This window comes from Ottowia caeni, from assembly GCF_050821495.1.
GTDB classification, from domain to species: Bacteria; Pseudomonadota; Gammaproteobacteria; order Burkholderiales; family Burkholderiaceae_C; genus Ottowia; species Ottowia caeni.
Genome location: NZ_CP151080.1, coordinates 1993807 through 2017203 on the forward strand (window position 1 = coordinate 1993807; position 23397 = coordinate 2017203).

Annotated in this window: 19 protein-coding genes and 2 pseudogenes; 10 read left to right on the forward strand and 11 right to left on the reverse strand. The window is 60.8% G+C overall.

Annotated features, from left to right (window positions below):
- Positions 1-189: 189 nt before the first annotated feature.
- The 4 genes from AAAK34_RS09680 to selD form a co-directional block, all read right to left on the reverse strand.
- On the reverse strand, positions 190-1398 hold the full coding sequence (locus AAAK34_RS09680; RefSeq protein WP_231694937.1) for an ABC transporter substrate-binding protein: 1209 nt from the start codon (positions 1396-1398) through the stop codon (positions 190-192).
- A gap of 296 nt (positions 1399-1694) precedes the next feature.
- Positions 1695-2837, reverse strand: coding sequence for an NAD(P)/FAD-dependent oxidoreductase (locus tag AAAK34_RS09685; RefSeq protein ID WP_431777972.1), 1143 nt, complete (start codon positions 2835-2837; stop codon positions 1695-1697).
- Positions 2838-2871: 34 nt separating this feature from the next.
- The gene (gene ftsY, locus AAAK34_RS09690; RefSeq protein ID WP_231694935.1) at positions 2872-4011 is read right to left on the reverse strand and encodes a signal recognition particle-docking protein FtsY; all 1140 of its coding nucleotides are present in this window, start codon (positions 4009-4011) and stop codon (positions 2872-2874) included.
- A gap of 31 nt (positions 4012-4042) precedes the next feature.
- Positions 4043-5119: a selenide, water dikinase SelD gene (gene selD / locus AAAK34_RS09695; RefSeq protein WP_231694934.1), complete on the reverse strand. Its 1077-nt coding sequence runs from the start codon at positions 5117-5119 to the stop codon at positions 4043-4045.
- Between the two features lie 165 nt (positions 5120-5284).
- On the opposite strand from selD, the gene AAAK34_RS09700 reads away from it, so the two are divergent.
- The 5 genes and pseudogenes from AAAK34_RS09700 (at position 5285) to coaD (ending at position 10792) form a co-directional block, all read left to right on the forward strand.
- Complete coding sequence (locus AAAK34_RS09700) at positions 5285-6751, forward strand: M16 family metallopeptidase (RefSeq protein WP_231694933.1); 1467 nt, start codon at positions 5285-5287, stop codon at positions 6749-6751.
- A 41-nt stretch (positions 6752-6792) separates the two neighbouring features.
- Positions 6793-8145 carry a M16 family metallopeptidase gene (locus AAAK34_RS09705; protein ID WP_231694932.1) on the forward strand — a complete coding sequence of 451 codons (1353 nt, stop codon included), beginning with the start codon at positions 6793-6795 and terminating at the stop codon, positions 8143-8145.
- A 92-nt stretch (positions 8146-8237) separates the two neighbouring features.
- A complete protein-coding gene (locus AAAK34_RS09710) occupies positions 8238-9434 on the forward strand; it encodes an ABC transporter substrate-binding protein (RefSeq protein WP_431777973.1) in 1197 nt (398 codons plus the stop codon).
- Between the two features lie 231 nt (positions 9435-9665).
- Positions 9666-10264 (forward strand): annotated as a pseudogene (locus tag AAAK34_RS09715) (RsmD family RNA methyltransferase).
- A gap of 39 nt (positions 10265-10303) precedes the next feature.
- On the forward strand, positions 10304-10792 hold the full coding sequence (coaD, locus tag AAAK34_RS09720; RefSeq protein WP_231694929.1) for a pantetheine-phosphate adenylyltransferase: 489 nt from the start codon (positions 10304-10306) through the stop codon (positions 10790-10792).
- A 217-nt stretch (positions 10793-11009) separates the two neighbouring features.
- On the opposite strand, the gene AAAK34_RS09725 is transcribed toward coaD, so the two are convergent.
- From AAAK34_RS09725 to AAAK34_RS09735, 3 genes are all read right to left on the reverse strand, one after another.
- The gene (locus tag AAAK34_RS09725) at positions 11010-11783 is read right to left on the reverse strand and encodes a ferredoxin--NADP reductase (RefSeq protein ID WP_231694928.1); all 774 of its coding nucleotides are present in this window, start codon (positions 11781-11783) and stop codon (positions 11010-11012) included.
- Positions 11784-11997: 214 nt separating this feature from the next.
- On the reverse strand, positions 11998-13719 hold the full coding sequence (recJ, locus tag AAAK34_RS09730) for a single-stranded-DNA-specific exonuclease RecJ (protein ID WP_231694927.1): 1722 nt from the start codon (positions 13717-13719) through the stop codon (positions 11998-12000).
- The gene (locus AAAK34_RS09735; protein ID WP_231694926.1) at positions 13716-14780 is read right to left on the reverse strand and encodes a phosphoglycerate mutase; all 1065 of its coding nucleotides are present in this window, start codon (positions 14778-14780) and stop codon (positions 13716-13718) included. The genes recJ and AAAK34_RS09735 overlap by 4 nt, the downstream gene beginning before the upstream one ends.
- A gap of 103 nt (positions 14781-14883) precedes the next feature.
- On the opposite strand from AAAK34_RS09735, the gene AAAK34_RS09740 reads away from it, so the two are divergent.
- Both AAAK34_RS09740 and lolD read left to right on the forward strand, forming a co-directional pair.
- On the forward strand, positions 14884-16146 hold the full coding sequence (locus tag AAAK34_RS09740; protein ID WP_231694925.1) for a lipoprotein-releasing ABC transporter permease subunit: 1263 nt from the start codon (positions 14884-14886) through the stop codon (positions 16144-16146).
- Positions 16139-16899: pseudogene (gene lolD, locus AAAK34_RS09745) on the forward strand (lipoprotein-releasing ABC transporter ATP-binding protein LolD). The gene AAAK34_RS09740 and the pseudogene lolD overlap by 8 nt, the downstream one beginning before the upstream one ends.
- Here the strand turns inward: lolD and AAAK34_RS09750 are convergent.
- Genes AAAK34_RS09750 through AAAK34_RS09765 form a run of 4 tightly spaced genes read right to left on the reverse strand, consistent with a single transcriptional unit; the run spans position 16867 to position 21029 of the window.
- Positions 16867-17958, reverse strand: coding sequence for a VWA domain-containing protein (locus tag AAAK34_RS09750; protein WP_431777974.1), 1092 nt, complete (start codon positions 17956-17958; stop codon positions 16867-16869). The pseudogene lolD and the gene AAAK34_RS09750 overlap by 33 nt on opposite strands.
- Positions 17959-17987: 29 nt before the next feature.
- Positions 17988-19064, reverse strand: coding sequence for a DUF58 domain-containing protein (locus AAAK34_RS09755; protein WP_431777975.1), 1077 nt, complete (start codon positions 19062-19064; stop codon positions 17988-17990).
- On the reverse strand, positions 19045-20061 hold the full coding sequence (locus AAAK34_RS09760; RefSeq protein ID WP_231694921.1) for an AAA family ATPase: 1017 nt from the start codon (positions 20059-20061) through the stop codon (positions 19045-19047). Before AAAK34_RS09760 ends, AAAK34_RS09755 begins: the two co-directional genes overlap by 20 nt.
- Positions 20062-20090: 29 nt before the next feature.
- Positions 20091-21029 carry a trypsin-like peptidase domain-containing protein gene (locus AAAK34_RS09765; protein WP_231694920.1) on the reverse strand — a complete coding sequence of 313 codons (939 nt, stop codon included), beginning with the start codon at positions 21027-21029 and terminating at the stop codon, positions 20091-20093.
- Between the two features lie 155 nt (positions 21030-21184).
- On the opposite strand from AAAK34_RS09765, the gene AAAK34_RS09770 reads away from it, so the two are divergent.
- Genes AAAK34_RS09770 through panB form a run of 3 tightly spaced genes read left to right on the forward strand, consistent with a single transcriptional unit; the run spans position 21185 to position 23376 of the window.
- Positions 21185-22051 (forward strand): TatD family hydrolase, encoded by an 867-nt coding sequence (locus tag AAAK34_RS09770; protein ID WP_231694919.1) that lies wholly within the window; start codon positions 21185-21187, stop codon positions 22049-22051.
- Positions 22052-22100: 49 nt separating this feature from the next.
- On the forward strand, positions 22101-22481 hold the full coding sequence (gene panD / locus AAAK34_RS09775) for an aspartate 1-decarboxylase (RefSeq protein ID WP_231694918.1): 381 nt from the start codon (positions 22101-22103) through the stop codon (positions 22479-22481).
- A 13-nt stretch (positions 22482-22494) separates the two neighbouring features.
- Entirely contained in the window at positions 22495-23376 is an 882-nt protein-coding gene (gene panB / locus AAAK34_RS09780) for a 3-methyl-2-oxobutanoate hydroxymethyltransferase (RefSeq protein WP_231694917.1), read from the forward strand.
- Positions 23377-23397: the final 21 nt, after the last annotated feature.

The window sequence follows — 23397 nt, forward strand, 5'->3', positions numbered from 1 at the left end:
AAAGCAAGCACCGAAAACCGGGCAAAAAAAGGCCGCAGCCGAGCAAGGTGCCAGGGGCACGCCAGATCCGTGAAACTGGCCGTTCGCAGGCAGTCTCGCGTATCTGGCTTCGCCTGGCCGCCCCTTCACAGGGGGCAGGCGCGTGAGCGCGAAAAGGGAGTGGCCTATCCTTTCAGGAGATTGGCTTTGTTACCCCATTTTGCAGCCAGCACCGGGATCCGCCAGCGCCTTGGCAGCAATGCCCAGGACCTTGTTGTCGCCCTTTTCAACCACGCGGAGGTAGATGTCCTGGACCGGATTGTGAGCCTTGCTCATGGTCCACTTGCCGCGGGGGCTATCAATCACCGTGGTTTCCATGGCCTTGTACAGGGCAGCTTTCTTGCTCAGGTCGCCATTGACAGCGGTGAGCCCTTGAACCAGCAACTGACCGGAGTCATACCCCTGCACGGAATAGACGTCAGGTTGCATTTTGAACTGGCTGGCATAGGCGGTACGGAACTGCTTATTGCGTGGGGTGTCCAGAGAATCCGCGTAGTGCAGCGTGGAGTAAACCCCTTCGGCGGCTTGCCCTGCTGCTTCCAGAACGCCTTCGGTGAGGAAGCCGGAGCCGTAAAGCGGAATCTTGTCTTTCAGGCCCGCAGCGGCATAGTCCTTCATGAACTTGGCGGCACCGGCGCCTGCGAAGAAACAGGCCACGGCATCGGGCTTGAGCGATGCAATCTCTGTGAGCAGAGCCTGAAACTCGACGTTCGGGAATGGAAGGCTAAGTTCCTTGATGATGGTGCCGCCCGCCTTCGTGTAGCTTTCCTTGAAGCCCTCCAATGCGTCGTCGCCAGCGGCATATTTCCAGCTGATCCAGACGGCGCGCTTCAGACCTTTGTCCATCATGGGCTTGCCCAAGGCCAGGGTGGGCTGGCTGTTGGTGAAGCTGGTGCGAAATACGTTGGGTGCGCAGAGCGCCCGAGTGGCCGCGAGGACGCCGGCATTGGGGATGATGTTCAGCACCCCGCTGTCGCGCGCCACTTTATGAATGCCCATTTGCACACCGGAGTGCACTGTGCCGATCAGCACGTCCACCTTGTCTCGCTGGACCAGTTTGGAGGCGTTTTCCACACCTTTGGAGGGTTCCGACTCATCATCTACCTTGAACCACTCGATTTCGCGCCCACCCAGCTTTCCGCCTTTTTCGGCGATCGCCATGCGCACACCGTTTTCAATCGCGACACCGAGTTGCGCAAAGGTGCCGGTGTAGGGCAGCATGAAACCCACACGGATCTTGTTGCTCTGGGCACGCACTATTTGCGGGAGCAGCAGGCCAGCAGAGCTGGCGCCGATCACCGCCGCGCTGCGCGAGAGCACCAGGCGACGGCTAAGAGAACGGGAAGACGATTCATTCATTGCGGCAACTCCTTTAGGTGTCAAATGTCTAGCGTGACGGAGGGATTGTTCTTGATCTGCCTGTCTGTAACCATATGAGTTATCCCTAAGACTTAACGCCGCAGGCTAGCGCTTGCGTTTTTCGCCTAGGATTCACACGGAATCAATGCCCACATTGCATGACCCATTAAAGGCAAAAACATGAAATAAAATGCGCATTGAGAGGCAGTATATTTCATGTGTTGGCTGCGGGAATGGGGGTTTTCCCGGGAGCGCCCCACTGTGCGGAGCGCAAGCTGAGATGCTCAGTTGCGCATTCAGATTCGAAAGAGCGAGGCAAGGTGCCTGCGGTCCCGCCGGTCTTTCCAGTTCCAGACTTCTCGGCCTTCCAAGCTCAAGGGGCCCCACGCCGCAAGGGCGCGCCCGTCTCCGCTGCCAACCACTCGCAGGCGTGAGGTGTCGAGTGGGGCTTTCTTGAAGGAGCCTCCCAGCAAAGCGGTGCGCAGATTGGCTTCAAGCACCGGACCGACCTCGGGTGGCGCCTCCGCAGGCACGATGAATACTTGGCGGTGATGCTCGCTCTGCAGCCGCTCGTTGACCAGGGGCAGGGCAGACTCTTCGTCGAGCAAGCCTGCTTGCGCAAGCCAGGCGGGAGGGGTGTCTCCCTGTGCCACAAGGGGTGCGTTGCACACCAGGCTGGCGCCGCTCTCCAGTTGAAGTGCGCGGCCGTCCATGCCCACGCAACGATCGTGCAGCAGCGTGATGTTCAGTTGTTTCAGCCGATCCAGCACACGCCGCTGGAGGCTGGGCGGCTGATCTGCCAGGAGGGCGCTTTCGCCAGTGATCAGCGTGACGCGGCTGCCATGAGGATGACCCAATGCATGGGCAACTGCCATGGCTAGTTCAACGCCCGGGATGCCATTACCAAGGACGGCTACCTGCAACGCGCGTTCACGCGACAGCGCATGCAACTGCGGCCACAACTGAACAAAGCTCTCCAATGGCCGTACGAACAACGCATTGCGGCGGGCACCAGGCATGGTTGCTTCAGCCTGATCGCGGTCCATGACGGGTTCGACGTCGATGGAGAGGACGTCGTAGGGCAAGGCATCGCCGCTGGAAAGCTGCACTCTCCGCCCAGCCGGGTCAAGCGCTTGAACATGCGCAGGGGCGAACGCGGCTCCGCTGGCCTCGATGAGCGCGTCAAGTGGAATGCGAATATCTTCCAGCACGTAGTCGCCAGCCACATAGCCTGGCAACATGATGTTGTCGATGTAATAGGGGTGCGGCGCCACCAGAGTGACGTTCAAGTCGCCAGTACCTTGCCTGGCGAGGCCTTTGAGCACCTGCAGGTTCGTACGCCCGGCGCCCAGTAGCACCAAGTGTTTCCGGGAGGGGTTCACGGTCATGGACAGCAGTGTATCGGCTATGAGGGGGTGCTCGGCGTTCAGTCGTTGCAAGGCGTTGTAACGACACTTTTCGGACGGTGGTTTTTCAGGCCAGCAGAGCCTGCGCGAACTCGCGTGCCTTGAAAGTCTGGAGGTCTTCCAGCTTCTCACCCACGCCAATGAAATATACAGGCATGGGACGGCCCTGAGCGGGATACTCGCGGGCAATGGCGCAAAGCACGCCACCTTTGGCGGTTCCATCGAGCTTGGTGACAATGAGGCCGGTGAGCTGCGCCGCAGCGTCAAAGGCTTTCACCTGCGCCAGCGCGTTTTGCCCGGTGTTGCCATCAATGACCAGCAGCACCTCGTGCGGCGCAGTCACGTCGGCTTTGGTAACCACGCGCCGGATTTTGCTCAATTCTTCCATCAGGTGCTTTTGCGTGGGAAGGCGGCCAGCGGTATCAACCAGCACGACGTCCTTGCTCCGAGCACGTCCCGCAGCCACGGCGTCGAAGCTGACGGCGGATGGGTCTGCCCCCTGTTGGCTGATGATCTCGACGCGGTTGCGATCCGCCCAGATCGAGAGTTGCTCGCGTGCTGCGGCGCGGAAAGTGTCCGCTGCAGCCAACAGCACAGTCGCGCCCGCATCGGCCAGATGCTTGGTGAGCTTGCCTATGGAGGTTGTCTTGCCGGCTCCGTTGACGCCCGCCACCATGATGACCGTGGGGTGGTATTCGCCCACGACAAGTGACTTTTCCAGCGGTGTCAGCATGTCGGTAATGGCATCCTGCAGCAGTGCCTTGACTTGCGAAGGCTCAGTGGCGCGCTGCTCTTTGACTCGGCGTTTTAGGTCGTTGAGCAGGAATTCCGTAGCCGATACACCGGTGTCGGCAAGCAGCAGCGCGGTTTCCAGGTCTTCGTACAGAGCGTCGTCAATGCGTGTCCCCGCGAATACGGTGGTGATGCTGCTGCCTGTCTTGCGCAGCCCCGATTTCAGGCGGTCAAGCCACCCCGCTCGGGCCGCAGGTTCCGGTTCGGGCGGCGGCGTGGAGATGGCTGGCGCGTCCGCCACAGCGACCACAGGGGCGACCGGCGGAACAGTGGCTGGAGCTGGAGCTGGAGCTGGAGCTGGAGCCGCGCTTACGGTGACAGGTGGCTCGGCTGGAGCAGCCTGGACGTCTTGAGCTGGCGCCGCGACAGGTGTCGACTCGGGCGCTGGTTTTTTCTTACGGAAGAAGCTGAACATTCGATATACAAGGGTTTCTAAACGTCACCTGTCAAGCTGCAGGCTTGACAACCAGTGGGCGATCGCCTGCAGGCAGTACTTTGCCGATCACCGCGGCATCTGCAAATCCGCTTTGCCTGAACACTGCCATCACTTCGTCAACACTGGAGGCGGAGCAAGACACCAGCAGGCCGCCGCTTGTCTGTGGGTCGGTCAACAGGGCGCGATCGGCGTCGGCAAAGTCCTCGGGGAGCGTCACTTCATGGCCGTAAGCGGCCCAGTTGCGCCCCGATGCGCCGGTAATGATGCCTTGTGACGCCAGGTCACGCACTCCGGGCAGCAGGGGAATGGCAGGCCAGTCAATCTGTGCCGTTACCTTCGCTCCGCGCGCGAGTTCGAGTGCGTGGCCGGCCAAGGCAAAACCGGTGACGTCTGTCATGGCGTGCACGCCGGGCAGGGCGGCGAGGGCGGGGCCAGCCACGTTCAACTGCGTCGTGTTGGCGATCATGCGTTCATAGCCTGAAGCGGGCAGCTGGTTTTTCTTCAGCGCTGCCGAAAGAACGCCTACGCCCAGCGGTTTACCCAGCACCAGAACATCGCCCACCTGCGCGCTGGCATTGCGTTTGATTCGATCAGGGTGCACCAGTCCCAGTGCGACCAAGCCGTAAATGGGCTCCACCGAGTCAATGGTGTGGCCGCCGGCGATGGGTATGCCCGCCTCGCGGCATATGGAGGCGCCGCCTTCGAGGATGCGGCCAATCGTGGCGGTAGAAAGCACACTGATCGGCATGCCGACCAAAGCCAGTGCCATGATGGGGGTGCCCCCCATCGCATACACGTCGGACAGCGCGTTGGCAGCTGCAATGCGCCCGAAATCGAACGGATCGTCGACGATAGGCATAAAAAAATCCGTGGTGGCGACCAAGGCTTGAGAATCGTTCAGCCGGTACACCGCGGCGTCGTCAGAGGTTTCTATGCCAACCAGCAACTCGGGAGGGATCGGCATCGCGCCAGTGCCACGCAAAATGCCCGAAAGAACACCGGGCGCGATCTTGCACCCGCAACCGCCGCCGTGCGAGAGCGAGGTCAGGCGTGGTTCATTGTCAGGTGTTGCGGTTTTTTCACTCATGGGGGTGATTGTCCTTCATGAGGCGCTCCCTACGCTTGGCTTCGCCGATGGAGCACACTTCGGCGAACGTTTGCTGTAACTTCTGCTCTAAGGTTTACTCTAAGGTATGCACTCACTTTGAAGTGCATTTTGTTTGACCTGATCGCCTAATTTCTTTTGATGCTCATGAAATCGACAGTTATTCGTGCTTTGGGCGGCGTGTTGGCGTGGGGCTTGATCGTGGCTTCCCCCGGTGCATTCGCCCAGAAGCAGGCCGCTCCGCAGCCTCTCGCCGGCTCTGCTCAAACGGCCCGCGCCGCCAATTCTCCCGTGTCGGCGCCCGTCAGCCAGTTCAAGCTGGAAAACGGACTGACGGTCATTGTGAAGCCTGATCATCGTGCCCCTACTGCAGTGCATATGCTGTGGGTTCGGGTCGGCTCCATGGATGAGGTGGACGGCGCCAGCGGCGTCGCGCACGTGCTGGAGCACATGATGTTCAAGGGCACCAAGAAGCTCAAGCCCGGTGAGTTTTCCCGCAGGGTGGCGGCCCTGGGCGGGCGCGAAAACGCCTTCACCGCCACCGATTACACCGGCTACTACCAGCAAGTGCCTGCTGCCCGCCTGGCGGATGTGATGAGCCTGGAGGCTGACCGTTTTGCCAATAATCGCTGGAGCGACGAGGAATTTGCCAAGGAGCTGGAGGTGGTCAAGGAGGAACGCCGCATGCGCACCGAGGACAACCCACGTGCCGTTCTGGGTGAGCAGCGCAACGCCGCGACCTTTGTGGCTTCTCCCTACCGCCGGCCCATCGTCGGCTGGATGGGGGATCTGGATTCGCTGACACCCGAAGACGCGCGTGCCTTCTATAGAAAATGGTACGTGCCTGCCAACGCGGCGGTGGTGGTGGCGGGAGATGTCGACCCACAAGAAGTGCTGGCGTTGGCGCGTAAATACTATGGCGGCATACCTGCCCGCACCGTGCCGATGCGCAAGCCGCGCGAGGAGCCAGCACAGCAAGGCATGCGGCGCATTCAAGTCAAGGCGCCTGCCGAACAGGCCGTGGTCTCCTTGGCCTTCAAGGTGCCGCGCCTGACCAACCTGGAACCATCGCCCACCAATGACGACGCGCTCGCGCTTTCCGTGCTCGCAGCTGTGCTTGATGGCTACAGTGGCGCTCGCCTCGATCGTGCGCTGACTCAGGGGGCTGATCGTGTCGCCGATTCGGCGGGTGCTGGCAACGGCCTCGTAGGGCGCGGGCCGCAGCTTTTCATGCTTTCAGGCGTTCCAGCCGCAGGCAAGACTGCCCCCGAAGTGGAGGCCGCGCTGCGGGAGCAGGTGGCGCGCATTGCACGCGAGGGCATCAACGAGGCTGAATTGGCACGCGTGAAGACCCAGTGGGTCGCCAGCGAGGTCTACAAGCTTGATTCCGTCATGGCGCAGGCGCAGGAGTTAGGACACTCATGGGTGCAGGGCATGCCGCTGGACGCCGACAAGCGCCTTATTGCGCGCTTGCGACAGGTGACCGCCGCCCAGGTGCAGTCGGTCGCGGCGCGATATTTTGGCGACGATCAACTTACGGTCGCTACGTTAATACCGCAGCCACGTGATCCCAACCAGAAGCCTCGCACGCCACCGGCCGGAATGAGGCATTGAGATGATATTCCCGCGATCTCGTGTTGAATGCAGCAACTGATATGAAGAAATTTTCAAGACCAATCGCCAGCTTGCTGCTGGCAACTGCCTCAGCATTTGGCTTTATGGCCTCTGCTTGGGCAGTCATCCCGATTCAGCAATGGACGCAGCCCAATGGCGCACAGGTGTTCCTGGTGGAAAGCCCCGTTATTCCCATGCTTGATGTGCGGATCGATTTCGACGCCGGCAGCCGCCGCGATACTGCGGCCCAGGCCGGACTGGCCGACGTCACCGCACTGATCGCCGGAAAGGGAGTGCGCGCTGCAAATGGCGAACCTGCGCTGGATGAAAATCAGCTCGGGGAGGCTTGGGCCGATCTGGGCGCCAGTTTTGGCGGCGGTGCCAGCCGTGACCGCATGAGCTTCCGGTTGCGTACCCTGACTGAACCCGATCTGCTTCAGAAAACCGTTCATCTGGCAGCGCGCGAACTCGGCGAGCCGGCGTGGCCGGAAGATGTGTGGCAAAGAGAGCGAGAGCGCATCACTGCCTCCATCCTGGAGTCGCGTACGCGCCCAGGCACCATTGCGGGCATGGCTTATAGCAAAGCCGTCTTTGGCACGCACCCTTATGGCTATGAGGTCACCCCTGAATCGCTGGCGGCCATAACAGTACAGGACATGCGTGCCCGGTATGAGGCGGGAATGCTCCCATGCCGTGCCAAGGTCAGCCTGGTGGGGGCCATCAACCGAGCGCAGGCGGAAACGGTTGTGAATCAGCTGCTCGCTCGTCTGCCGCAAACCGAAGGCGCCGCCTGTCCGTCCTTGCCTGCAGTTCCCGAGGTGTCCGACCTGAACCAATTCAAGGACGAGCGCATTCCGTTTCAGTCGGCACAGGCCCACGTGCTGATCGGTCAACCTGGCTACAAGCGGAACGACCCAGATTTTTTCCCGATGCTGGTGGGTAATTACATCCTGGGAGGGGGAGGTTTCGTCTCTCGTCTGACGACCGAAGTGCGTGAAAAGCGGGGCCTATCCTATTCGGTCGGCAGCTATTTTTCACCCGGCCTGCATGCCGGGGCGTTCACCATCACGCTACAGACCAGACCAGACCAAGCGGCTGAAGCAGTGAGTGTCTCCAGGCAGGTACTGAAAGACTTTATTGCCAACGGCGTCACCCAGGCTGAACTCAAGGGTGCCAAGGATTTTCTGCAAGGCGGGTTCGCGCTGCGCATTGATTCCAACGGCAAGCTGCTTGATAACGTCGCTGAAATTGCCTGGAACGGATTGCCGCTGGATTATCTGGACACCTGGGTAGAGCAGGTGGGCAAGGTCACAGCGGCGGACATCAAGGCTGCCTTTGCGCGCAAGCTGCAGCCTGAGAAAATGGTGACGGTGGTGGTGGGCGGCAAGGATTGATCGCCCGTACAACCTCTGTGGGTTGCAGGAAGGCGGATTTTTCATCAAGTTTTCATATTGAGTGAATAGGCTCGAGATTGAACAGGTGCGGTATGCACCTGTCGGTCCTTTGCGGCCTGGCGGCCGCCTGCTGGTCACTCATCATGAAGTCTTCTTATTCCTCGCTCACGCGGCGAGCCCTTCTGCGCACTGGCTTGGCTGGGGCTGCAGGCTCCTTGGCCGCGCCAGCCGTACTGGCCCAATCGGCAAGATCCAGAAATGACCCGCCCACGGTCTTGCAGATCGTGGATACCGCTTCCACCCAGCAAGACGTGGCCAAGGATTTCTTCATCGGTTCGCTCGCGGCCTGGCAAGATTTTGGTGCCCGCGGCGGCCTGCCAGGGCGTCCCCTGGTGCACCGCAAGCTGGAGGTCAACACTTCCGAAGCCAATTGGCAGACCGCGCTGGCTGAATTGCGCGACAACTCTTCCATTGTTGCGGTGAGTGGCACCGTCTCGGAGGGAGTGGCTTCCCATTTGGCTCGGCGTTTGGTAGCGGAGAAACTTTCTCTCGCCCATGTCGCTCCCTGGTGGCAGAACATTGAAAATGCCGACGCATTGACATTTCCAATCTTCGCCAACCGCCAGGCGCAGATGATGCATGCGTTGAAGTCACTCTCCCTGGTGGGTGTGCGTGAGTTCGGAGCCGTATATGCGTCGGCGCGAGACCGAGCACTGTATCGGGAAGGGGTGGTTCGGGTTGCCTCGGCCCTGCAGGTCAAGCTGGTTGAGATCGAGGGCAGCGGCAACACCCGAGAACTGGGTCGGAGCGTGTCGGCGCAGTCTCCTGCGGTCCTGCAGTTTTTCGGCGGAACGCCCGAATTGGCGAGCTTCACCCAAGGATTGGCCGACCAGGCTCGCCAGCGTTACGTGATCGCGCTGGCCGATGTAAACCTGCAGACCCTGCGGCAAATGGGCGCATCGCCACGCATACCGGTCATTGCGGCGCAAGTGGTGCCCTTGGCCCGCTCGTCCATGCCTGTCGTTCAGTCCTATCGTGCCACGCTCGCCAGACTTTTTGACGAGCCCAGCTCTCCGCAGAGCCTGGCAGGCTATCTGGCTGCACGCTACACGCAGGAAGTTTTGAGCGGACTCTCTGGCCCCCTGGATCGGGCGAGCGTGCTGTCTGCATTTCGGCAGCGCCGGACCGTAGATCTGGGCGGCTTCCGGGTGGCCTATGACGCGCGTGGTTTGGGGAGCACCTATGTCACGCAGAGCATGCTCACGGACGACGGGCGGGAAATCGGATGAAGAGTGGGCAGGGCGTCTTCTAGGGATGCCCTGCATAACCCTCGCGAGTCGGTGGTAGTGCGGATCGGGATGAGGCGCAAGGCGTCTTTTGCAGCCAATAGCCCAGCTATTGGCAAGAAAAGCAACGCAGCGGATCGCCCGAGTCCGTGCTGCCACAGACCGCAGGGAGTTATGCAGGGCGTCCCTAGATAAGGTGGTGGCGTGCGACGCGCTACGCGCGACAATCGGGTAATGACCCCAAAGCCTTCTGCTCGACGCACCGAGAACGCACCTCACGTGGTGCGCATCATCGGCGGCCAATGGCGCCGCACCCGGCTACCCGTGGCCGACAAGCCTGGTTTGCGACCTACCCCTGACCGTGTTCGCGAGACTCTCTTCAACTGGCTCGGTCAGGATCTGACCGGCTGGCGTTGCGTGGATGCTTTTGCAGGTACCGGCGCGCTGGGGTTTGAGGCTGCATCAAGAGGTGCAACAGACGTCCTGTTGATCGAGCAGGATCCCGCGCTCGCTGCCAATTTGCGGTCGCTGAAGGATCGCCTTAAAGCCGAAGCCGTGCGCGTTCAGCGAGGTGATGGCATCGCCGCGATGCGCGCACTGCCTGCTGGCAGCATTGATCTGGCGCTTCTGGATCCGCCCTTCGGGGCCGACCTGTTCAGCCCGGGCCTCAAGGCCGCAGCATCTGCCGTGCGGCCTGGGGGTGGGTGTACTTGGAGTCTCCTGCGCCGGCTGACGATGCGGAGTTGGAGGCCTTGGGTTTGGCACCTCATCGTTACCTGAAGGCAGGTGCCGTGCACGCCCATTTGCTGCAGCGGTCAGTTACCCCGGCATAATTGCGCGCGACCTAACCCGAACCTGCAGGAGACCCTTCAATGAGCCGTGGCGTGATTGCCGTTTATCCAGGCACTTTTGACCCGATCACGCTTGGCCACGAGGACATCGTGCGCCGCGCGGCGGGGTTGTTCGACCGAGTGATCATTGCGGTGGCAAGAGCCCACCACAAGAAAACCTTGTTCACACTCGATGAGCGCCTGGAGCTGGCCCTCGACACGGCCAACCGAATCGGCAATGTGTCCGTTGAGCCCTTCGAAGGTCTGGTGCGAGATTTTGTAGTGGCGCGTGGAGGCAAGGTCATGGTGCGCGGCGTGCGCAGCATGACTGATTTCGACTTCGAGTATCAGCTGGCCGGCATGAACCGCAATCTGGCGCCTGACGTGGAAACCATCTTTTTAACGCCTGCAGCAACGCTGCAGTCGGTCAGCAGCACCCTGATCCGGGAAATCTCGCAGCTTGGCGGTGACGTGGCGCCTTATGTGTCGCCGCTGGTCCTGCAGAGATTGCAAGAGAAAAAGACGCGCTAGGGATGCCCTGCATGACCCTCGCGAGTCTGTGGTAGTGCGGAGCGGGATGAGGCGCAAGGCGTCTTGTTGTAGCCAATAGCCCAGCTATTGGCAAGAAAAGCAACGCAGCGGATCGCCCGAGGCCGCGCTGCCACAGACCGCAGGGAGTTATGCAGGGCATCCCGAAGAGAGCCTTCTGCAGAAGGCCTCCGCATTTCACCCGCAGGTGTTTCCTCGATTACTGCTCGACAAACGCGCGTTCCACCACGAAGTCTCCCGGGGTGGTTGTATTGCCTTCATTGAAGCCGCGTTTTTCAAGCACCGCCTTGATGGATTTGAGCATCTCGGGGCTGCCACACAACATGACGCGGTCGCACTGCGGATTGAGATCAGGTACACCCAGGTCGCGAGCCATTTGGCCGCTTTCGATCAAGTCAGGAATGCGGCCCTGCGTCTTGAAGGGCTCCCGCGTGACTGTGGGGTAGTACTTGAGCTGCTGGCGCACCATTTCGCCCAGGAATTCGTGCTGGGGAAGCTCTTCGGTAATGTATTCCCGGTAGGCCAGTTCGCTGACCAGCCGGCAGCCATGTACCAAGATGACCTCATCGAATTTCTCGTAGGTCTCCGGGTCGCGAATGATGCTCATGAAGGGCGCCAGACCCGTTCCGGTGCCAAACATGTACAAACGCTTGCCGGGCAGCAGGTAGTCGATCAGAAGCGTGCCAGTAGGTTTGTGACCCACGATCACCTTGTCGCCGGGCTGTATGTGCTGCAGTCGGCTGGTGAGGGGGCCGTCCTGCACCTTGATGCTGAGGAACTCCAGCGTTTCTTCGTAGTTCGGGCTGACGATCGAATAGGCGCGCAAAAGAGGCTTGCCATTAACGCGCAAACCGATCATCGTGAAATGACCATTTGAAAAACGCAAACTGCTGCTACGCGTGGTGGTAAAGCTGAACAGGCGATCCGTGTGGTGGCGAACGGTGAGGACTTCTTCTTCGTCGAAAGCGGCCATGATGAATGCTGAGTACTGAGTGCAGTGCCGTCACAGTTGACGACACCATGAGTGTTAGGGACGCCATGCATCCTTAACCCTCAATTGTCGCACCAGGATTTCCATATTCCGGTTTCAACTTGGCTTTTTGATATAAAAATATTGATATACATATATTTTTAAATATATGTATGCGCTTGAGAAATCAGGCCCCGAATCCGCTTCCAGGGCATCCCTAAGATGAGACTTGTGCACCTTCCACCAGGAAGCGCACCCGCCGCACACCCTGCCATTCATCAGTTTCCAGACGGAAGGCCAGTAGCACGCGCGCGGGCAGGGGGTCGCTGTGGCTGAACCAGATCCCATCGACAGGCTGACCTTGGTGACGCAGCTTAAGCGCCAGATGCTTCTCTCCCACCAGTCGCTGGCTGATCACCTCAACTTCCTCGCTGAAAACAGGAGGTGCAAAACCCTGACCCCACACCTCTCGGTGGAGGGTTTCGACAACGTCGGCTCGGCGGTACTCCGGCGCGAGCGGGCCATCTGTCGCGAGGCGGCGCATGAGGGTGGCGGCGTCCAGCCATTCGGCGGCCACCTGCTGCAGGGCCTGATCGAAGATGTCGAAGTGCTCCTCGGCAACGGTGCATCCTGCGGCCATGGCGTGGCCACCAAACTTGAGCAGCACTCCGGGGTGGCGTTTGGCGATCAGGTCGAGCGCGTCCCGCAGATGAAACCCGGGGATCGATCGGCCCGAGCCTTTCAACTCATGTTCCTTCCCTGGCGCACTGCTGGCTGCAAACACGAACGTCGGCCGGTGGAGTTTGTCCTTCAGGCGCGAAGCGACGATGCCCACGACGCCTTCATGGAATTCCGGGTCGAATACGCACAGGGCAGTGGGAGGGGTCTTTTCGTCTGGGTCAAGGAGCGACTCGGCCATCTGCATGGCTTGCTCGCGCATGCCGCCTTCAATTTCGCGGCGCTCCCGGTTTATGCCGTCGAGCGTGGCAGCCAATTCGGCGGCACGTGCCGCATCGTCGGTCAGCAGCAGTTCAATGCCCAGCGTCATGTCGGCCAGGCGGCCAGCGGCATTAATGCGCGGACCAAGCGCAAAGCCGAAATCAAAGGTGGTTGCTTTGGACGAATCACGCCCTGCCACGGCAAACAATGCGCTCAGGCCTGCGGGCATTTGACCCGCGCGTATACGCCGAAGCCCCTGCGCCACGAGGCGACGGTTGTTGGCATCCAGCCGCACCACGTCGGCCACAGTCCCTAGGGCTACCAGAGGCAAAAGGGTGTCGAGCTTCGGCTGACCGGCAGGGCCGTTGAACGCTCCCCGCGCACGCAATTCGGCGCGTAGCGCCATCAGCACATAAAACATCACGCCCACGCCCGCGATGGATTTGCTCTCGAAACTGCAGCCAGGCTGATTCGGGTTGACGATCACGTTCGCGTCAGGCAGTTCGGCGCCTGGCAAGTGGTGGTCGGTCACCAGCACCTTGAGGCCAGCGGCGCGCGCAGCAGCCACGCCCTCCATGCTGGCGATGCCGTTGTCTACCGTGATCAGCACATCTGCTTGGCGCGCAGCCACACGTTCGGCAATGGGGGCCGTGAGGCCGTAGCCGTCCACCACCCGGTCAGGCACCAGGTAGTCCACATGGGCTGCGCCCAACAGCTTCAAGCCCCGTATGCCCACGGCACAGGCGGTGGCACCGTCACAGTCGTAATCGGCCACGATGCACAGCCGTTGCTGGGCCGAGATGGCGTCTGCCAGCAGGGTTGCCGCTTCGCGGGCGCCCAGGAGTTCGGCGGGGGCCAGCAGGCGTGCCAGGCTCGCGTCCAGATCATCTGCGGAGGCCACGCCGCGGGCTGCAAAAAGGCGTGCCAGGAGTGGGTGCACCCCCGCCTGCTCCAGCGCCCAGGCGGCGCGAGGCGGAATGTCTCGTACTTCTATCTTCATAGCTTTGTCACTAGGTCGGTCAGGGTCTGGCGGTTGAATAATGAGCCCCAGGCTCCCTTGTCGGGCAGAGTTTGTGACTCACCAAGGGGGTGCTTTTCGAGCGAACCTGACCTTCCGGGGAGCAGATCAAGAATTCGGGATATCAGTCCCTTGCCTTGCTGATTTGACTCGAAACTGAGCGCCCGCCTAGGGCCGCACAGGGTAAGGCGCACGTCATGGCCAGCCTTGAGTGCGCTGAGGAGGTGGGCACCAGCGTCGGCGTCTATGGCGCGCCATGCCTCGTGATGCGCTGCAATAGCCTGCGTCAGGGAGGCGCCGGCCAGTTCCTGCTCGGTCAGAATCAGGCCGTTTTCGACCAGAATCTCAGGCTTGGGTGGGGGCTCTACCGTCAATACACCGGCGCCGGAGATCCACAGCGCGTTGATGGGCAACTGTCTGGCGCTTTCTCGCTCATCATTCACCGGGTGGGTGTAGAAGAGCATCTGAAGCTCGCTTTGCAGTCGCCGCAGCAATGCAGCGTGAGAAGGTGTCGGCGTGCTGGCCAGAAGGTCCGGAGTGAGGCGGCGGCCCATGGCCCGGCTCATTGACCAGGTGGTCAGATCGCGAAAGACCTCGCCCTGCGCGAGCCAGGCATTGGCTCGCACGTAGCGCACCTCCATGCCATCATCGAGCAGCAAAGGGGCTGCGGCAGCCAGCAGTCGGCGAGACGCGTCTTCGGTCAGTTGAAGGTGTGCGGGATCGGCCAGCAGCACATGGTCCATGCCAAGTTGCCAATGGCAAGGCATGAGCCAGGCGCAGGGTGTACCCATCGTGCCGCTTTCCAGCGCCGCCCACGGGATACGGCCAGGCGCCGATGGTAGGCCGAGTGCCCGCGCCGTGGCGATTTCGCCAGGGTCGCTTGGGCAATGCTCGTCGCATTCAATAGTGTCTGAGGGTTTAAGGCGGCGCAGCAGAGGTTCCAGGTGGGGTAACTGCGGTAGCGGCGGGCGTAATTGATCAGCCGGCAGGGGAAGCAGGGCACCAGGAATGAGCAGATGTCGCAGCGGCTCGGTGGAAGACATAAGCTCTATTGTCCGGGATGCCACAATGTGGCTCCATTTTCACCTTCAGTTCTTTCCCGCGCTCCATGGGAGATGGGAGAGGCGTTTTGACAAAGATTGCCTGATGCTCAAAAGCATGCCCTATGAATGGCTGCTCGGCTGGCGCTACACGCGTGCGGGCCGGGCCTCGCGGCGAAATGGTTTCATCTCGTTTATTTCTGCCGCCTCTATGCTGGGCATCGCGCTTGGCGTAGCGGCGCTGATCATCGTTCTTTCCGTGATGAACGGGTTCCAGAAAGAGGTGGCTGGTCGCATGCTGAGCGTGATTGCGCACATCGAAGTGTTCTCGCCCAGCGGTGATGCCTTGCCGGACCCGGAACGCACGCTTGCGGAAGTGCGCGCCAATCCGGAGGTGATTGGTGCCGCACCATTCGTGGGGGCGCAAAGCCTGCTGGCTCGTGGTGAGACCATGAAGGGTGCCATCATTCGTGGAATTGACCCGACCAGAGAGGCGCAGGTCACCGACCTCGCCGCGCAACTTCAGGACACGGCCCTGAAAAAGCTGGTTCCGGGCGAGTTCGGCATTCTGCTGGGGAGCGACCTTGCGCGTAGCCTGGGTGTAGCCGAGGGCGGACAGGTCACGCTGATCGCGCCCAGCGGCCAGGTCACACCTGCGGGTGTGGTTCCCAGGTTGAAACAGATGACCGTGGTGGGCGTTTTCAACTCCGGGCACTATGAATACGACTCGGCGCTGGCCATGCTGCACATTGAAGACGCCGAGCGCATCTTCCGCCTTGAGGGGCCCACCGGCATCCGCTTGAAGCTTCGCGATCTGCACCAAGCCCGGGAAGTGACTGAACAACTGGCCGGCAGCGTGAGCGGGAACCTGCTCTTGCTCGACTGGACGCGCCAGAACCGCACCTGGTTTTCTGCCGTGCAACTGGAAAAGCGCATGATGTTCATCATCCTTACCCTGATCGTTGCCGTGGCCGCCTTCAACTTGGTGAGCACCCTGGTCATGACCGTGCAGGACAAGCGGGCCGACATCGCCATCTTGCGCACATTGGGCGCGAGCCCCGGAAGCATCATGGGGGTATTTGTGGTGCAAGGCGCGATGGTCGGAGTGATCGGTACGCTGGGTGGTCTGGCACTGGGGCTTTTGATTGCCTTCAACATTGATGTGATCGTGCCAGCGCTGGAGCGCCTGTTTCAGGCGAGTTTTCTGCCCAAAGACATCTATCTCATCAGCAACATGCCTAGCGATCCGCAGCGTGCCGATATCGTGCCGATTGCCGTCATTTCCCTGATTTTGTCTTTCGTGGCAACGTTGTACCCCAGTTGGCGGGCCAGCCGTGTCAATCCTGCCGAGGCTCTGCGCTATGAGTAATGCGGTTCCACAAGTAGCACGCAGCCAGGAGGCACCGGTGCTGGAGGCCAGCGGGCTTTCGAAAAGGTTCCATGAAGGGCCGGTAGATGTCACCGTGCTGCAAGGCGTCGATCTAACGGTGAGACCCGGCGAAACGTTGGCCATTGTTGGTCAGTCGGGTTCGGGAAAAAGTACCTTGCTGCATCTGCTGGGCGGACTGGATGCCCCCACTTCAGGCCGCGTGCGTCTAATGGGCCAAGATTTCAGCGGCCTTTCGCCGGCAGCACAAGGGGCGCTCCGCAACCAGCACCTGGGATTCGTATACCAGTTTCATCACTTGTTGCCGGAGTTCAGTGCGCTGGAGAACGTTGCCATGCCGCTGTGGATCCGCCGTATGCCTCGCCCGCAAGCCGCCCAAGTGGCCAGCCGAGTGCTGGCCCAGGTGGGTCTGAAGGAGCGCGTTCATCACCGGCCGTCGGAGCTTTCGGGGGCGAGCGGCAGCGCGTGGCCATTGCCCGCGCGTTGGTCACGCAGCCCGCCTGCGTGTTGGCTGACGAGCCCACCGGCAACCTTGACCGAGTAACGGCTGACGGCGTTTTTGAACTGATGCTCCAGTTGGCCCGTGAGCACGGCACGGCATTCATCCTGGTTACGCACGATAACGCGCTGGCCGCAAGATGCGGCACTGCATTGCGGCTGGAGCGCGGCAGGCTTGATGTCAGTGCCTCACCACAGGGCCGTTCACATGATCCGATTGAACCAGGCCATGGATAGTGCTGCAGCCAATATCGCCAGTGCGGCACCCGCCAGGGCGAGAAGAGCGGAAATCTCGGTCTCCTTCTTCTCCACGGTCAGGCGGTTGCTGAGTGTTTCGTAAACTTTCTTCAGATCCGCGGCTGTTCCGGCATAAAAATATTCTGCCGCTGTAGTCTGAGCGATTGATTTCAGCGTGGGTTCGTCTAAGCGCACCCTCATGGACCAGCCTTCGAAGCCAATGGTTTCTCCGTCTACCGTGCCAATGCCCACGGTGTACACCCTGATGCCCCGGTCGGCAGCCATTTTGGCGGCTTCCAGCGGATCGACTCCCGTGGTGCGCTGGCCATCGGTCAGCATGATGATGGCGGCAGAAGTGTAGGAGCCGGGTGCCACCGGAACGAATTCGTTTTGCTTTGGAGGCGCCTGATCCAGCGAACGCCCGCCGCCGCGCATGCGGTCAAAACCAAGCTGCTGAAGGTCTATGCCCGCATCAGGAAACAAGGTGGCCAGCGATATGACAATGGCATTTCCAGTGGCGGTGGCGCGTTGCAGTTGAAATCGGTCAATCGCTGTAACCAGATCTTCCCGATTGACCGTAGGCAACTGTGCCACCTGGGCGGAGCCAGCGAAAGCCACAATGCCCACCTTGACGTGGCGTGGCAGCTCGGTGAGGAAGGCTTTGGCGGCGTGTTGAGCGGCTACAAGCCGGTTGGGCTCCACATCCGTCGCACGCATGCTTCCCGAAACATCCATGGCCAAGATGATGGTTTGCTGGTTCGATGGCAAGGCCACCACGGCTACCGGACGCGCACTTGCAATCAGCATGCAAGCCAAAGCCAGCAGCATCAGCAAGGGTGGTATATGGCGCCGCCAGCCGGGGCCTTTTCCCATGGCTTCTTTCACAATCGCCAGGCTCGCGTATCGGACGGCGATCTTCTTCTTGCGCCGCAGGAGCCACAAATAAAGCAGCATCAGAAGCGGCAGCGCCAGCAGCAGCCAGAGGAGCTGTGGCCAGAGGAAGCTCGGCTGAGGGATGCTCGCGAGCCAATTCAAGAAAGTAGACCAGGTCGTGTTCATGATCTTACGTATTTCGCATGCGCGCCAGATCAGGCCGCGCGGCCATGAAGTAAAGAGCTTGCCGCGCTCAGGTGCCGCGGCACGCCACCTCCAGAAGAAAGCCGGGTGCGTTGCTTGCGTAACTCTGAAAAACGCACCACGGCGTCAACCAGATCATCGTCAGTGGACAACTCCAGCGTGTCGACACCGGCCCTGGCGAGCGAAGCACGCAAGTCGCCTTCTCGTTGCGCGGCAAGGGCTGCAAAACGCCTCCTGAATCCTGGGTTGTGGGTGTCCACGAGCACTTGCTCTCCTGTTTCCGCATCCCGCAGTGTCAAAAGGCCGAGGTCGGGCAGATCAAGCTCCAGCGGGTCCAGCAAGCGTACGGCCACCACTTCGTGTCGCATAGCCAACTGTGCGAGCGGCTTTTCCCAGCCCGGCTCGCTGATGTAATCCGAAACCACAAACACCGTGGAGCGTCGTTTGATCACGTTGGCACCCGCTCGAAGCAGATCAGCCAGGCGCGTAGAGGCACTTTCTTGCACTCCCAGCTTTCTTGCACCACCAGGTGCAACGTTCTCGCGGCTCAGCATGGCTTGAAGCACATGAAGCACGTGTCGGCGGCCCGAGCGTGCCGGGATCACGTTGTCAACCCCAGTGCCGTAGAGCAGGGCGCCAACCCGGTTGCCATGGCGTGTGAGCATGCGTGCCAGCACGGCAACGAACTCGGCAGAGACATGGCGCTTGCGTTGCGTCCCTGAGCCGAAGTCGACCGAGGGGCTCAAGTCCAGCAAGAACCAGGCTGCCATCTCGCGGTCTTCAGTGAACACTCTCACATGCGGGACTGAGGTGCGCGCCGTGACGTTCCAGTCCATGTGGCGCACATCGTCATGATGCTGATATTCCCGCAGGTCGGCCAGATCCAGTCCGCTGCCGCGCATGAGCGTACGGTAGTCGCCCTGCAAAAGGCCGTCCAGCCGACGGATAACAGACCATTCGAGGCGACGCAGCACCTTCTCGGCGTCATGGGCCATGTTGGGCCCCGCCGCGATCGTCCCTGCCGGTCGTGGCGCGTTGGGCAGCGCGTGCGGCGCGGGCTGCCGATTTCTAGGCCACCAGTTTCTCATGTTGCAAAGGCTTGGGTGGTGGGGGCACTTTGGCCATCACGCGAATGATGATGTCGTCCGATGAAAGCCCTTCGGACAACGCTTCATACGACAGCACCAGGCGATGGCGCAGCACGTCGGGCACCAAGTCACTCATATCTTCAGGTAGGGCGTAGCCCCGACCGCGGAGCATTGCCAACGCGCGGGCTCCCTCTGTCAGGCTGATGGTGGCACGCGGGCTGGCGCCGAATGTGATCATGGGAGCCATGTCCTTCAACCCCGCGCTGATTGGCCGTCTTGTGGCAGCCACCAGTTTGACCGCGTACTGCACCAGGGAGGGGTCCACATAAACCTGCCTGCATTCGCGCTGCAATGCTGCCAGTTGTTCGGTTGTAGCTACGGCGTTGGGCTCCACGCGTGGGCCGGTAACACGCTGCACAATGACGAATTCTTCCTCATCGGTGGGGTAGTCGACCAGAACCTTCATCATGAAGCGGTCTACCTGAGCCTCTGGCAGAGGGTAGGTGCCTTCTGTTTCTATGGGGTTCTGCGTCGCCATGACCAAAAAAGGCTCTGGTACGAAATGCGTTTGCCCCGCAATGGTGACCTGCTTCTCCTGCATGACCTCCAGCAAGGCGCTCTGCACTTTGGCGGGCGCCCGGTTGATCTCGTCCGCAAGTAGGAGGTTGGTAAAAACCGGGCCGAGCGCCGTGGAGAACTCGCCGGTTTTCTGGTTATAGATGCGTGTGCCTACCAAATCAGCGGGCACGAGATCCGGTGTGAATTGGATGCGCTTGAACTGTCCGCTCATGGCTTGCGCCAACGTTTTGACGGTGAGCGTCTTCGCCAACCCGGGCACGCCCTCCACCAGCAGGTGCCCGCCTGCGAGCATCGCAACCATCATCCGTTCAAGAAAACGGTCCTGCCCGACGACGACGCGCTTGACCTCATACAGGATCTGCTCCATGAGCTCGGCGGTACCGGCATTCAAGGTGGCGGGGGTGTGCATGCTTTCCATGAGAGCCCTCGGTAATGAAGACAACGACGTTAGAACGGCGGCTGGCCCGCTGCTGCGGCTGCATTCTCAATGGGAACGGCAAAGCCGATGCCAATGAAAGTTCGAGCCGATGTAGGGTTCAGAATGGCCGTCACAATGCCGACCACCTGCCCATCCATGGTGACCAGGGGCCCCCCTGAGTTGCCAGGGTTGGCCGCCGCATCGAATTGAATCAGGTTGCTCATCAACTGCCCCCCTTGGGGTGAGCGGAAGCCTCGCTTAAGCCCGGAAATCACCCCTGCCGATACCGAAGGACCGATGGCGAACGGAAACCCTACGGCCACCACCTGGTCTCCCGGCTGCAGATCGCTTGTTGAACGCATCGTGGCGGGTTGAAGATCGTCGGGGATTTTTTGCGCACGCAGCACGGCCAGATCGTTCTCTGGCTGGAGCCCTATCACGGTGGCAGGACTTTCCAGGCCGTCGGCAAATGTCACTTTGAGGGTGTCGGCGGCCTGCACCACATGGAGGTTGGTCAGGATCGTGCCGTCGTCAACGATCACCACGCCGGAACCGACACCCTGTTCAGTGTCTGGCTTACCCTTCTTGCCGGTCACATAGCCCTCTACCCGCACCACGGACCCTGCGACGGCGGCGGCGGCCCTGGCAGCGGGAGATGGCAGCACCTGATTGGTCAAGGTGTGCATCACTGCGGCGTTGATGTCTTCCTGGGTGATTCTTCGTTCTCCCGGCTTGAAGGGCATACCAAAAGACATTGCCAGCAGGAGAGTCAGAACGCCAATAGCCAGCCAAAGGCTACGCGGGTGGTTCAAGCTGCGCCCAATGCGCTGGCGGCGGGAAGGACCAGGCGGTTCCGGCAAGGCGTCCGCAGGAGCGCTGGCGACATCTGGGGTGCCGGCGACTACCTGACTGCTGGGCTTAGCGGCCCGACCAGGGTTTGAACGACTGTAAAGCGCGGTCCGTGGCATGCTGCTGCACCGTGGCTTAAGGTTGAACCTGGAAATGGCAGTTAACGACCTGCTCGAGTGCTTCCAACTGCCATTTCAAGGTTGATTTAATACAGTACCACGGTTCAGCGCACTCTGCACAGATAAGGCTCCCGAATATTGCGGCATGATGGCGCATGCAAGGTTGGATCGATACCCACTGCCATCTGGATGCCCCCGAGTTCGCGGCTGACGTCGAAGCCGTGCGTGCAAGGGCGACAGAAAACAATGTGACTCGCTGTGTCATACCCGCCGTGGAGGCTTCGGCGTTTGAGCAGACCCGCAGCTTGGCGCACCGTTTTGGTGATGCCTATGCCCTTGGTATTCACCCGCTATATGTGAGCAGGGTCGGCGATGACGCGCTGCCGCAACTACGTGCTGCCCTGGAACTCTTTGCGAGCCATCCAGATGGAGGGGCGCGGGGCGACACACACTTGGTGGCGGTCGGAGAAATCGGTCTGGATTACTTTGTTTCGCCCCAGCCAGAGCGGCAGGAGTTCTTCTATCGCGAACAGCTCAAGCTGGCACGGCAACACAGCCTGCCGGTTATTTTGCACGTGCGTCGCTCGGTAGACGCGGTGCTCAAGGGCTTGCGAGAAATCTCCGTACCCGGCGGAATTGCCCATGCCTTCAACGGCAGCCTTCAACAAGCCCGTATGTTCATAGACCTGGGATTCAAACTTGGGTTTGGTGGCGCGGTAACTTACGAGCGGGCCACGCGCTTGCGCCAGCTTGCAGCCACTTTGCCACTCGAGTCGTTGGTGCTCGAGACTGATGCCCCAGATATTCCGCCTCACTGGCTGTATGCCACGGCAGAACAGCGTGCCTTGGGAATGAGTCAAGGACGCAATGAGCCTGGCGAGTTGCCGCGCATTGCGGCTGTCATCGCAGATTTGCGAGGCATAACGGCCGGGGAACTAATGGAATCCACCACCCATAACGCATTCAACGCACTGCCTGGTTTGAAACGCCTTGAGCGGCCTAGTACGAAGGAGTTGCTTTGAGCTTTTGCAATAGACTCGCGCTTTCCAGAATCAATAGGGGAGTCGTCCAGTGTTCCGTACCATGCTCAAATCCAAAATTCACCGCGTCAAGACCACGCAATGCGAATTGCATTACGAAGGCTCCTGCGCCATTGATGAGGATTTGCTGGATGCAGCCAACATCGCCGATAACGAACAGATTCACATCTGGAATGTTGACAATGGCGAGCGCTTTGTAACTTATGCCATCAAGGGGCAGCGCGGCAGCGGCATGATATCGGTCAATGGCTCCGCTGCACGCCGGGCAGCCGTGGGCGACCTGCTCATCATCGCGGCGTTTGCCCAGGTGCATGAAAAAGACGTGCCTGAGCACCAACCGCAGTTGGTGTTTGTTGACGAAAGCAATCGTCCGACTGAGCTGCGCCACAAGGTGCCGACGCAAAACCTGTAAGCCAGCACTAGACATGACCGCCTCCAACTCAACTTCTGCCACGCCTTACGGCACCATCCCTCCGGCCTCGCCGCTTCCCCAGCGCCGCCCGGTCAGCTTGCCCAGACTCGCTCAAATGCGTGCATCTGGCGAGAAAATCACCATGCTCACGGCTTACGACGCTACGTTCGCCGCCATGGCCGACGCGGCAGGTGTTGAATGTATCTTGGTGGGTGACTCACTCGGTATGGTTTGCCAGGGGCTCCATAGCACCGTCGGCGTCAGCCTGGACGACATGGCCTATCACACGGCCTGCGTGGCACGGGGGCTGCACCGCGTTCAAGGCACGGCCTGGCTGGTGGCCGATTTGTCCTACGGCAGCTACCATGCATCGCGCGAGCAGGCCCTGCACAGCGCCACGCGGCTCATGCAGGCGGGGGCGCACATGGTCAAGCTTGAGGGCGGTGGCTGGACCACAGACACCGTGCGTTTTCTGGTGGAGCGCGGCATACCGGTGTGCGCTCACCTGGGGTTGACGCCGCAGACTGTGCACGCGCTGGGTGGCTACCGCGTGCAGGGGCGGGGAGATGAGGCGGCGGCGGTGCTGCGCCAGCACGCCCTGGAGTTGCAGGACGCCGGTGCCAGCATGCTCGTGCTGGAAATGGTGCCCGCCGCGCTTTCGCGCAGCCTGACGGAAGAACTGCTCCACTGCCACACCATCGGAATCGGCGCCGGCAGCGGCACTGCGGGGCAAGTGCTGGTGCTGCACGACATGCTGGGCATGAACCTCGGAAAGATGGCCAAATTCGTACACAACTTCATGGAAGAAGCCGGCAGCATTCAGGGGGCCATGCAAGCATACGTGCAGGCCGTCAAGCAAGGCAGCTTCCCAGACGACCAGCGGCACGCCTGGTGATCCGTCGCCTCTTAGAAGACT